The 12,023-nt window shown below is 59.2% G+C and carries 11 protein-coding genes; 1 reads left to right on the forward strand and 10 read right to left on the reverse strand.

Annotated elements, in window-relative coordinates; translation table 11 throughout:
* Nucleotide 1 precedes the first annotated feature (1 nt).
* From P9A16_RS30825 to P9A16_RS30870, 10 genes are all read right to left on the reverse strand, one after another.
* Nucleotides 2–1,468 (reverse strand): amidohydrolase family protein, encoded by a 1,467-nt coding sequence (locus tag P9A16_RS30825; protein ID WP_024270047.1) that lies wholly within the window; start codon nucleotides 1,466–1,468, stop codon nucleotides 2–4.
* Nucleotides 1,465–2,934 carry an ABC transporter substrate-binding protein gene (locus P9A16_RS30830; RefSeq protein ID WP_024270046.1) on the reverse strand — a complete coding sequence of 490 codons (1,470 nt, stop codon included), beginning with the start codon at nucleotides 2,932–2,934 and terminating at the stop codon, nucleotides 1,465–1,467. Before P9A16_RS30830 ends, P9A16_RS30825 begins: the two co-directional genes overlap by 4 nt.
* Nucleotides 2,931–3,959, reverse strand: coding sequence for an ABC transporter ATP-binding protein (locus P9A16_RS30835; RefSeq protein ID WP_024270045.1), 1,029 nt, complete (start codon nucleotides 3,957–3,959; stop codon nucleotides 2,931–2,933). The genes P9A16_RS30830 and P9A16_RS30835 overlap by 4 nt, the downstream gene beginning before the upstream one ends.
* Nucleotides 3,956–4,936 carry an ABC transporter ATP-binding protein gene (locus tag P9A16_RS30840; protein ID WP_024270044.1) on the reverse strand — a complete coding sequence of 327 codons (981 nt, stop codon included), beginning with the start codon at nucleotides 4,934–4,936 and terminating at the stop codon, nucleotides 3,956–3,958. Before P9A16_RS30840 ends, P9A16_RS30835 begins: the two co-directional genes overlap by 4 nt.
* A 21-nt stretch (nucleotides 4,937–4,957) precedes the next feature.
* Nucleotides 4,958–5,830 (reverse strand): ABC transporter permease, encoded by an 873-nt coding sequence (locus tag P9A16_RS30845; protein WP_024270043.1) that lies wholly within the window; start codon nucleotides 5,828–5,830, stop codon nucleotides 4,958–4,960.
* Between the two features lie 8 nt (nucleotides 5,831–5,838).
* Nucleotides 5,839–6,804, reverse strand: a complete 966-nt coding sequence (locus tag P9A16_RS30850; protein ID WP_037405234.1) for an ABC transporter permease — start codon at nucleotides 6,802–6,804, stop codon at nucleotides 5,839–5,841.
* Nucleotides 6,805–6,877: 73 nt separating this feature from the next.
* Nucleotides 6,878–8,446 carry an ABC transporter substrate-binding protein gene (locus tag P9A16_RS30855; protein ID WP_024270041.1) on the reverse strand — a complete coding sequence of 523 codons (1,569 nt, stop codon included), beginning with the start codon at nucleotides 8,444–8,446 and terminating at the stop codon, nucleotides 6,878–6,880.
* A 46-nt stretch (nucleotides 8,447–8,492) separates the two neighbouring features.
* Entirely contained in the window at nucleotides 8,493–8,891 is a 399-nt protein-coding gene (locus tag P9A16_RS30860; protein WP_024270040.1) for a VOC family protein, read from the reverse strand.
* On the reverse strand, nucleotides 8,888–10,264 hold the full coding sequence (locus P9A16_RS30865; protein ID WP_023516147.1) for a dihydroorotase: 1,377 nt from the start codon (nucleotides 10,262–10,264) through the stop codon (nucleotides 8,888–8,890). The genes P9A16_RS30860 and P9A16_RS30865 overlap by 4 nt, the downstream gene beginning before the upstream one ends.
* Nucleotides 10,264–10,956, reverse strand: a complete 693-nt coding sequence (locus P9A16_RS30870; RefSeq protein WP_051758573.1) for an aspartate/glutamate racemase family protein — start codon at nucleotides 10,954–10,956, stop codon at nucleotides 10,264–10,266. Before P9A16_RS30870 ends, P9A16_RS30865 begins: the two co-directional genes overlap by 1 nt.
* A 34-nt stretch (nucleotides 10,957–10,990) precedes the next feature.
* Between P9A16_RS30870 and P9A16_RS30875 the strand changes: the two genes are divergently transcribed.
* A complete protein-coding gene (locus tag P9A16_RS30875; RefSeq protein WP_245290334.1) occupies nucleotides 10,991–11,803 on the forward strand; it encodes a GntR family transcriptional regulator in 813 nt (270 codons plus the stop codon).
* Nucleotides 11,804–12,023 lie beyond the last annotated feature (220 nt).

Raw genomic sequence — 12,023 nt, forward strand, 5'->3', positions numbered from 1 at the left:
CTCATTCGACGGAAGGGATTGCATTCGGATAGCGGGCTGCGCCGAAGAAGCCCTCTGGCAGGCCGATCATCGATTTCAGGTTCATACGTGCAACAAGCGCATCCGCTTCGCGATTGGCTGCGGCAAGGATTGCAGTTGTGTCCGCCTTCACCGGCCGACCTGCCTCGAGCAGCACCTCACCATCAATCACCACAGTATCGACATCATTGCCGTTTGCGAAGTAAACGGTGCGGAAGACCGGCATCTGGAACGGCGCCAGATGAGGGCGGGCCATGTCGATGATGACGATATCCGCCTTCTTACCGGCCTGAAGAGAGCCGATTTCGCCATCCAGACCAAGCGCCGTAGCGGCATCGATGGTTGCCATCTCAAGGACTTTGCCGGGAGGCAGGATAGAGGGGTCGCGGAAGAATGTCCGATGATAGTGCATGCATTGCTGCATGTGGCGGAACATGTCAGAGGAGCGGTCGGGCGCAGTGGCGTCGGAGCCGAGTGCCACGATCGCGCCGACTTCAAGGAGTTCGACGGCGGGACATCGTCCAAGAATGGAGGCAATCGCGCTTGGATTATGGGCGATGCGGGTGCCGGTGTCCGCCACGATCCGGATCTCATCTGCGCTAAGGTCGATCGCATGTGAGAGCAGGGCATCAGGTCCAAGCAGGCCGATATCCTTCGCGCGCGAGACCGAGCCGCGCCAGTGACCGTCCTGGGTAAAGACGACACCGGCTTCACGCGACAGGGCCCGCATTGTCTGCGTCTGGGAAACAGCCATTTCATAGTCGCTGACGGAAAGTGTTTGGGCGTGTTCGTCGCGCAGGACGGGCGTCAACAGGGCGATGCGTATGCGCTCCTTGCCGTGCCAGTCTCTTAACAGCGACCGCGAGACTGCAAGCTGATCCTCGAACATGACGGCGCGCTCTTGGCGCTTGATTCCATTTCCATCCCAGCAGGCGTAAGTGCGCGGATGGGGCGGGCGTGTGGTACCGACAGCAACCACGGAACGCGTGCCGATCGCAGTTACGGCCTCACAATGGGCATGACCGTAAACAGGATCGTCGGTACGCATGATCGTGTCGCCGCCACCGAGCAGCGATACGCCGCAGGTCACACCGAAGCGAAGCCGTTCCAGGGCGGCAAGCCGCGCCTCGGCATACCAGAATTCCGGCGTTGTGCCGACGGTGTAGGCTGCGTTGACGATCTCCTCCCAGCAATCGGCCTGTTCCATGCCCAACGTTTTGATCAAGCCGTGCCCGGCATGGGCGTGGACGTCGATCAGGCCGGGCATGATAACCTTACCCGACGTGTCGATGGTGCGACCAGCACGGTAGCGCACCGCTAAGACATCTGCGGGGCCGACATCTACAATCCGGTTGCTGACCACCGCAACGGCGCCATCGTCGATCACCCGGCGGCTGGCATCCATGGTGATGACGGTTCCGCCAGAGAAAAGCAGATCGATATCAATCACGACAATTTCCCTTCCTGACCAAAACCGGGCAGCGCCGTGACGTCAAGGACGGCGTCTGGACGGATGCGCCAGTCCGGATGGTCGCCGGCCAACCCCGTTATGCGCAAGGGATTATACAGATAGAGCCAAGGCGGATCTTGTTGCAGCAACCGATAGGCGTTCTCGTAAATAGACCCGCGTGCAGTGTCGCTCGTTGTGCGTCGACCTTCGTCGACCAGCCCCTCGACCTTGCTGTTTTGATAACCGAGCCACCAGGAGCCGCGGGCGCGCGCGTCAATCTTTTCGGCCAAAACCCGGAAAGTGCTGAGCGGACTTGAATCGAAAACGCACATGTCACGCACCTGTTTCAGGCGCACCCCATGTGCATACGCCTCACGATCGTTGTGGCGATGGACGTGGAAGGATATACCAATTTGCGAGAGTTGCCGCTCTACGGCAACCGTCAGCGCTTCCGCTTCGTCCGGCAGGCGCGTAGGGTAGTCGACCTCGATGCGGAGACCGTCGGCATGGCCCGCCTCGGCAAGCAGGCGTTTTGCTTCCGCAAGATCGCGTTCCAGGCCACCGGAGGCAACCGGGACGCCGAAATGTGCGGGACTGACAAAACCTGTCAGCGGCCGGGCGGCACCTGCGACGACCGTGTCGATCAGCGTTTGTCGGTCGAGCGCGAGATTGGCAGCTCGGCGAATGCGCGGGTCCGCGAAAGGCCCGCAGCTGCTGTTGAAGAGATAGATTATCGAGACAGGAACCAGCGTGACAGCGCGAGTAAATTCATCGCCGTGATCAAGGACATGGGACTGCTGGAAGTCGAGGCAACTTGCGACCTGCGCTTCCCCATCGACCAGCATGGTCTGGCGTCGACCTGCGTCCGGTTCGAGAACGAAACGGATTTGCGCGTTTGCGGGTTGCTTGCCGTGCCAGCCGTCAAATCGGCGGCCGGTGATGTCGTGGCCACGACGGTAACTCTCGAAACGATAGGGTCCCGTCCCGACCGGTGTCGACACATCGCCGCTTTCGTAGCGATCGATGGCACGCGGCGCGATCACGTAGCCGTAGACGAGGACATCCAGAAGATCCGCCATGGGGCGGGCGAGCGTTATCTCGACCGTCTGGGCATCCGGAGCTATGATTCGCGCATCGCCGAGATATTGGTGCCAGACGCCAGGTGCGCCGAGTGTGTACCCCTTGTCCGCGCGTGACATGCGGCGCAGTGAAAGGATGACTGCATCGGCATCGCACTTGGTGCCGTCATGGAAAGTCAGGCCCTCGCACAGGCGGAATGTCCAGGTGCAGGCGTCGCCCGACACGGTCCAACTCTTCGCAAGTGCCGGTACATAACCACCGTCCTGGCCATGACGCACGAGGCCGTCGAAGAAGGCGTCAAAGACGCACAGGACGTCGGTTGCGTCCGTGCAGTCGTGCGGGTCTTCAAGACGTAGTCGCGGTTGGGCTATTGTCGCAGTGTTCATGACGCGGGGGACTCCGTGGCAGTATCATGCAGATGGCAGGCAACGCTGCCGCCGCTCGGCTGCGAGCGAAGCGCAGGGCGCTCCACCGCGCATCGCGAGTAGGCGAGGGGACAGCGGGTTCTGAAGCAGCAGCCTGATGGCAGGTTCAATGCACTGGGCACTTCGCCGGCGATTTCCACCTCGGGCTTACGCAGCGATTTGTCGACGCTCGGCGCTGCGGCCAGCAAGGCCTGCGTATACGGGTGTCGCGGATTGGCAAAGAGCTGGTCGCGCGAAGCCGTCTCGACCATGAAGCCAAGATACATGACCGCAATCCGGTCGGCGATATGGTGAACGACCGACAGGTCATGGGACACGAAAAGATAAGACAGCCCGAGCTCATCACGCAGATCCATCATCAAGTTGAGGATCTGCGCCTGAATAGAAACGTCGAGAGCAGACACTGGCTCGTCGGCTATGATTACCTTGGGCCGCACCGACAGCGCACGGGCAATCCCAATCCGCTGGCGTTGGCCACCGGAGAATTGATGGGGATAACGGTTTGCCTGTTCGGCGTTGAGACCGACACGTGCGAGCAACTTGATCGCCTCCGCATCGAGCTCCCGGCCGCTCAATCTCCTGTCCGATTGCGCGCGCATCGGTTCGACGACGATATCTTTTACACGCTGCCGCGGGTTGAGCGACGCATATGGATCCTGAAAGATCATTTGGAGATTCCTCCGGAATGGCCTTAGCTCCTTCTGGCTGAGGCCGGAGACTTCCGTTCCGTCTATTTGGATCTCGCCTGACGTCGGGGCGTGGATGCGCGCGATTGTCTTTGCGACCGTCGATTTTCCGCAGCCGGATTCACCGACGAGCGCTAGCACTTCGCCGGGTGCAATTGACAACGATACACCGTTGACCGCGTTAAGCACTTTTGCAGGTGCAAGCAGCTTCCTACCGCCGAGCTGCAGGCGATCGAAAAAGCCGCCGCCGATGGAGAACGCCTTAACGAGGTTGCGGACGTCAAGTACGGGTGGTGTCATCGTACCGCCTCCTCAAGTGGAAAATGACAAGCGGCGTTGAGAGATCCGCGGATATGTGCAAGACTCGGTGACCGTTCTGCGCATATAGGCTGGGCCCGGAAGCAACGAGCTCGGAACGAACAACCGACCCCGATCGAGCGTATATCTGGGACGGTGCCTGGGATTTGTCGCAGGCGATGCTGTCTGTCGGCAATGCGGGGAATGCTATCCAGCAAACCGCGCGTGTAGGGGTGGGCCGGATTTGCAATGATTTCGTCGGTTTGTCCGCATTCGACCACCTTGCCGCAATAGAGCACCACGACGCGGTCCGCCATTTCCGACACCACAGCAAGATCGTGCGTAACAAGGATCATGGCTGCGCCGGTGTCCTCGACCTGACGCCGCATGAGCTTGAGGATCTGCGACTGGACGGTCACGTCCAGGGCAGTCGTCGGTTCGTCGGCAATGATGAGGCGCGAACCGGCAAGAAGCGCGATGGCGATCACAACACGCTGGCGCATGCCGCCGGAAAACTGATGCGGATAGGCATCCAGCCTCTTGTCGGCTTCGGAAATTCCGACGTCCTCCAGTATGCGAATGCAGCGCGCGCGCCGGGCGGCCGGATCGAGATCAGTGTGCAGGCGCAGCACCTCGTCCATCTGCCGACCGACGGTATAGACCGGATTTAGGGAGGTCATGGGGTCCTGGAAGACCATGGCGATTTCGCGCCCGCGCACGGTGCGCATCTCGCTTTCGTTGAGTTTGGCAATGTCACGGCCATCAAAACGGATCTCGCCGCCGACGATCTTTCCCGGCGCATCGATAAGGCCGAGGATCGAGTATCCGATCACGGACTTGCCGCCCCCTGACTCTCCGACAAGACCCACGATCTCGCCGGCTTTGACGTCGAAACTGACGCCGTCAACGGCCTTCACCAGGCCGCCAAATGTGTTGAAATGGGTTTGCAGGCCTCGGATGTCGAGCAAAGGTTCTGCCATGCACGCGTCCTCCCTCATGGCTTAACGGAGCCTCGGATTGAGTTCGTCGCGCAGAAAATCGCCGAACAGGTTGATGCCGAAGACGAGGAACATGATGAAGAGGCCTGGAAAGGCCGAGGTCCACCAGATCCCGGAGAAAAGAACATCGAAACCTTCCTTGACCAGGAGGCCGAGCGAGGGCTCGGTAATCGGCACGCCGACGCCAAGGAAGCTCAGCGACGCTTCGATCAGAATGAAGCTGCCCACCTGAATGGTCGAGACGACGATAAGCGGTGTCAGTATGTTTGGCAGCACATGGCGTCTGATGATCTGGGCATCGCTCAGGCCAGCGACACGCGCCGCCTGGATATATTCCTTCTGGATTTCTCCCAGTGTCGAACCGCGCACGGTGCGTGCGTAGACAACCCAGCCAACTGCGGTCAGTGCAATCAGGATCATGCCGATGCCATTGCCGAATGCCGACATCAGGAACAGTGCGATCAGCATCGAGGGAAAGGAGAGCTGTATATCGGCAACCCGCATGATGACGGCATCCAACATGCCGCCATAATAGCCAGAGATCAGGCCGAGGGTCGTGCCGATCACACATGAACAGATCATCGCCGCGAGACCGATAAACGCCGAGATGCGCGCGCCGTAGATGATCGAGGCCAGCACGTCGCGGCCTTGGCCATCTGTGCCCAGCAAGTAGCGCGGGTCGCCGCCTTCTATCCAGACAGGGGGCGTGAAACTGTCCATCAGTTCGAGCTGCGATACGTCATAGGGATCCTGCCAGACGATAAACGGTCCAATGATGACCAGGAGCGCGAAGACGAGCACAAGCGCGCTGCCAACAACGGCAGGGATGTTGCGACGGTAGTTGTAGACGAACTCGGAGGAAAGCAGGCGGTTCATCTGGGGCCTCACTTGACCGTTATACGAGGGTCGATCAGCGTGTAGATGATATCGACGAGGAAATTGATCACGACAAAGATGAAGGCGGTCAGCATCAGGTAGACGACGATAACAGGCCGGTCGCCGCGATAGATGGAATCGATCAGCAGTTTCCCGGTTCCGGGCCAGGCAAAGATCGTCTCAGTAATGGTCGCAAAGGCTATGAGGTCACCGAGTTGCAAGCCGAAGATTGTGACGACTGGGATGAGGGCGTTCTTCAGGCCGTGGGCGAAAAGGATGTGTCGGCGCGAAGCGCCTTTCGCGCGGGCGAACTTGATGTAGTCCTGCCGCATCACTTCCATCATGCCGGCGCGGGTAATGCGTAGAATGATGGCGAGCGTAGCGAGGGCCAACGTTACTGCCGGCAGGACTATGTGCGACCAGCCGTCAGCCGTAAAAATCGACAGGCGCAGCCCCATCACTTCGATCGTTTCGCCGCGTCCGGAAGAGGGCAAAAACTGGTAGCGAACGGAGAAGAAGAATATCAGCATCATGCCCACCCAGAACCCCGGCAGCGAGATGCCGAACAGCGACGCGGCCATGATTCCACGCGAAGCGGTACGGTTCGGGTTCGCGCCAGCGTAAACGCCGAGCGGAATGGCAATGACGGTGGCGATCCCCATGGCAACGAGCACCATCTCCATCGTCGCTGGCAACCGTTCGAGGATGAGATCCATCGCCGGTTGCCGAAAGACATAAGATCGCCCGAAATCGCCCTGCAACAGGTTGGTCAGGAAAATCCAGTATTGACTGAAGAGCGATTGATCGAGGCCCAGCAGTCGGCGCGCCTGCTCGATCTCCGCGTCGGTGGAATCGATGGGAATGACCATGAACACCGGATCCCCGGTGAAGCTCATCATCAGAAAGACGATGACGGACACCACAAAGAGGACCAGCACCATTTGTAGGAGCCGTTTAATTGTATAACCGAGCAAGGTTGAGGATCCGTCAGGTTCGTGACTGGAAGAACGGGTGCCGGATCAACCGGCACCCTCGCGGATTTACGGACTATTCTTTCACGTCGATATCGTAGGCCCACAGAAATTTGTCGGCCCGCGGGGTGATGTCGACGTTGGTCTTGGCTGCGTAAAGATCCTGTTCGTAGTGGATCGGTATCATTGGAATATCCGCCATCAGGATCTTGGTCACGTCCTGCAGATAATTGTCGCGCTCATCAAGCTTGGCGGTAGCGTCTGCCTTGTCGATAAGGGAATCTACTTCCGGATTGGAGTAGCTGCCACGGTTGACCTGGCCATAACCTTCTTTCTTGCCGCGCGTGTAGAACATGACGCTGTACATCGAGCCGCCGTCGCCCGATGGCACGTCCCAGCCGCTCATGATGAGGCTCGACTTGTCGCTCGGAACCCGGATGTAACCGAAGAAATTCGATTTCGGCATCAGGTTGAGCTTCAGATTGATCTTGATCTTGCCGAGCATACTGGCCAGGGCCTGTACGATCTGCTGATCATTGACGTAGCGGTTATTGGTGGCATCGAGGGTTACGGTGAAGCCGTCTGCATAACCGGCTTCCGCCATCAGGGCCGTCGCCCTTTCCACATCGAACGGATACATGTCGCGAAAGCTAGCTCCGTCCAGATAACCGGTATGGGAAGCCGGAACATACTGCTTCGACGGGGTGGAAAGCCCGTTCATGATGACCTTGTTTATGGCGCGCGCATCGATCGCGCGAACCATGGCTTCGCGAACGCGACGATCGGCCATCGGATTCTTGTCGAGGTCGATGGTTGGGCTCTTTTCGCGCTGATCGATAGACAAAACGACATTGAGCAGGCTCGGCTGGGCAAGAACCTTGTAGCGATCATCGGCCTTTACCCGGTCGACGTCGCGTACGTTGAGATCCTGGATGACATCGACTTCGCCCGTCAGGAGCGCGGCAGTGCGGGTTGCGCCGTTGGTAATCGGACGGAAGGTGACGGTGTCGAGCTTGGCGGGGCCGGCATAGTAGTCCTTGTTGGACTCCAGCGTGATGTGATCTTCCTTGACCCATTCAACAAGCTTGTAGGGTCCCGTGCCGATCGGCTTCAGGTCAGCTGCCTCGTCGCCGACTTCCTTGACGTACTTCTCATTAAGAATGAGCACCGCGGCAAGGTCGTTCGGTAAGACTGCGTAGGGCCGGGGTGTCTTGATCTCGACCGTGTAGTCATCAATCGCCTTGAACGAGGAGATGTTGGCGCCGAGATTGGCCATCAGTGACTTTTTCAGCCGATCGAGGGTGAAGACGACGTCGGAAGCCTTGAATTCCTCGCCGTTGTGGAATTTCACGCCCTTGCGAAGCTTGAAAAGCCAGGTCGTGTCGTCCGCGAGCTCCCAGCTTTCGGCAAGACCCGGACCGAACGAGAGATCCGCGTTGCGGCGCACGAGCGGGTCGTAAATGTGATAGAAAAGGATGTTGCTCGACAGTTCCTCGCCCGCCTGAGGATCGAGGTTCACCGCGTCGGAAGTGAGCCCCACCGTGAGTGACTTTGCGTCGGCAAGCCCCATCAAGGCGGTGGAGGCTAGAAGGAGCGCGCCTGCGAATAGAGTACTTTTAGTGGCTATCATGCGTAGATTCATCATCGTGTTCCCCTTTTTTGGTTTGGTGATGAGAAGCGTGCGGAGCGATCTAAAGAAGCAAGGACTGGACCTCGATCTGATAACCCTCCGGATCTTCAAGGACGAAGGCGCGAATACCGAGCGACATGCTGTCGCGCGGGTCCGTCAGGCCCGAAGCCTGGTGGCCGGCGAGATATGCGTGCCACCTGTCAACAGCGGGCACGCGGATGCACAGCTGCACCGGCTTCACCGGATGGGCGCGATGCATGCCGCGCGTTTCATCCACGAGCCCGACATACGCGTTTTCGGCGATCCGCAAGATCTTCGACCAGCCCTGATCGATCTCAAGCGGGAAGCCCATGACCTCGGTATAAAAGGCAAATGCCTTTGGCAGGTCCTTGTAGTAAAGAAAGGTAATGGCCTTCTCGACCTGTCCGCCATCGGGGCGGGCGGTATGTGCAGTGCTCATTGGTTCATTTCTCCCGTGAACCAGCTGATGGGACCACGCGCGGCATAGCGCCCGTCGCCCGGCCGGTTGAGGACGCGCGTGCCATCGTAGGCAAGGCGTCCGGCAAGATAGGTTCCGGCAACGCGGCCGGCGAAGCGTCGGCCGTCGTAGGGGCTCCAACGCAGTCCATCCTCGGCATTTGCCGAATCCCAGACGACATCGGCCTCCTCAAAGATGGTGAGGTCTGCATCGGCGCCGGTAACGATCGCGCCCTTGCGCGGTGAAAGTCCGAAGAAGCGGGCCGGCCGCTCGCAGAGCTGCTCAACCGTCAACCGGATTGCGTCTACACCCTTCGCCTTGGCAACCGTGTAGAAGGCTGGCAGGAGCGTCTCCATTCCGGGCACGCCTGCTCCGGCATCAAAGATCGTGTCTGCGAACTTGTTGTCGATCGGCCAGCTTGAGTGGTCGGAGCTGACAAAGGCGACACGGCCAGACAGGACCTCGCTCCATAACGCATCAATCATTCCCGGCCGGATCGGCGGATTGACCTTCATGCGCGCGCCCAGTTCCGCGCCGTCGCGCTCTGGGTCAAACCAGAAATAATGCACGCAGGTTTCGCCAGTGGCCCGGTAACCATGATGGCGATAGTTTTCGACGAGCTGGAACCCTCGCGGCAGGCTGATATGAACGATATGGGCATGGGCGCCCACCGTGGCTGCAAGCTCAAGGAAATGTGCTGTCGATGCGAGTTCTGCAGCGGGCGGCCTGCTTTGGGAATGAGCCCCTATACCGTCTTGACCGGCACCACGCGCGCGCTCAACCCGGGATCGCACTATCTCCTGATCTTCGTTGTGAAGGCCAACCGGCAAGTCCGTATTGGCAAGAGCACCCAGCAGATCGAGGGTGAGCGCTGCGTCAATGCGCGGGAAACGCGTTGGGCTGCTTTCGAATGCGGATATCTTGAATGCGACGACCCCCCTTTCCGCAAGGGTATTGATGTCGTCGATGGGCTGGCTTGGCATGATGGTGGCGTAAAGAGCGACATCTGTATGTGCATACCGACTGATCGCCGCCACCTTTGCGGCCAGATGCGCCGGGGTGCTCAACGGCTCCGGATTGTCATATGGCATGTCGACGATCGTCGTAACGCCGCCGGCAATTGCAGAACGGGTCGTCGCCTCGATGCCCGGCAGGCCCAGATAACTTCCTGCATGCGTTTGCCCATCGACCACCCCGGGCATCACGTAGCTTTGGCCAGCGTCATGTGTTTGCAAGGCGTCTGGCGCCCTGCCAGTGCCGACAGTATCGATGCGGCCATCGCTTACGCCAACCCACCCGTTCTCAAGGACACCTTCCGGCGTAACAACGTGGCCTCGCACGATAAGGTCCAGCATTATCGAGCCCTCGCGGCATAGCGAAGATCTGCATGGGTGCACGCAAGCGCAACGCCAGCCTGGACGGGATCGATCACCGGCAGGCCGAGACTGTCCTGCAACGCTGCGCGGTAGGAGCCAAGACCGGCACAGCCGAGAATGATGACGTCGGCGCCATCCGTGTCGCGCAGTTGCACGGCAATCGAGGAAACGCGCTCGACGACGTTGGTTGCGATGAGCTCGACGATCGTCATGTCGATGGAACGGTCGCCGGCAAGGCGCGCATCCAGTTTAAGTTTTTCAAGATAGCGTCGATGTCTCGCGATCGATGATGGGCCGAGCGAAACAATCCCGAAACGGGCACCAAGGCCGAGCGCGGCGAGGTAAGCGGCCTCTGCAATACCGGTTACGGGCACCCGCCCTACAGCACGAACCACATCTATGCCCGGATCGGAAAAGCAGCTTACGACGATAGCGTCAGCTTTCGCATCGCGCACGGCTTCGACGAGATGGGGAATGACTTCCGCGACATGGGCGTCGGTTTCGATGCCGGGCGGCGACTTGGAAAGCTCGACACAGCGAATGGCGTGGCGCTGATCCAACAATGGCTCGAGACAAGCCGCCATGGACCGCGTGACCGCTGTCGAGCTGTTCGGATTGATTACAAGAATGTCACCCACGTCGCCTCCAGCCGCCGAAAAATTTCCGGCCATTTGATATTCCACGTGATATACTACAAAATATCTCATGTCAAAGGCCGATACGATTGATTGTTTGCCGAACTTCGACCACAACAGAAAATCAAGGGGCGCCGCAGAAATGCGCCGCCCAAAAGCCGCATGGGAAACGTATGTGGAGGTAACATTGACGAATGCTGACGGCGCTACCTGCAAACCTCGCAAGCAGTCTCTAACAGAGACGGCCTACGCATCCGTGCGTGAACAGATCCTCATGGGTGGACTTCGGCCAGGAGCAGAGTTTTCCGAACTCGAGTTGGCTGAACGACTGGCGATGAGCAAGACGCCGGTGCGCGAAGCGCTGGGGAGAATGGTGGCGGAGGGACTGATCGAAGCCTTTCCACGGCGCGGTTACCGGGTCACGCCTGTTACAGTGAAAGATATCAACGATCTCTTTGCCATCAGGGCTATGGCTGAGGGAACCGCAGCCGCCATGGCTGCGCTCAATCTCGGCGCCGACGATCTTGATCATCTCGATATGCTCGCAAACGCACGATACGAGCCTTCAGAGGGACCGACTATCCATTCTTTCGTCAAAACAAACGGGCAATTCCACATGGCCATTGCACGGGGCTCAACCAATCCAAGGCTCGTTGCGATGATATCGACACTTCTGGACGAATGCGCGCGGCTATTCTACTTGGGAGCTCGCAGTCGGGATGTGAACCCTGAAACGAATGACGATCATAGGCACATTGTCAGGGTGCTGCGCCTGAGAGACAGCGAAAAAGCCAGGGCGGCGATGGTCGAGCATAGCGAGCACACCCGTCAAGGCGTGCTCAAGGCGCTGATCTCTAGCGATGTGAGCAATCTAAGCATCTGAAGCCCTAGAGCGTTGCAGCGAAGCTCTCTGCTCTAAGCCCTGACAGCGGTCCAAGCTGCATCGACCGGCGAAAGTTGGGAACTGTCGATATCAGTGCTCACTAACTTTGATGTCGAACCTGGAGCTCCCACGTGCACTTCACGCGAAATCGATGAGGCCGCAAAGCGTAGGTGATGGTGGCGCCGAGCGCAGGGTAGACCATCGACGCTGTCGAGCCGCA

The sequence above is a fragment of the Shinella sp. 838 genome (assembly GCF_029623935.1).
In the GTDB taxonomy this organism is placed as follows: domain Bacteria; phylum Pseudomonadota; class Alphaproteobacteria; order Rhizobiales; family Rhizobiaceae; genus Shinella.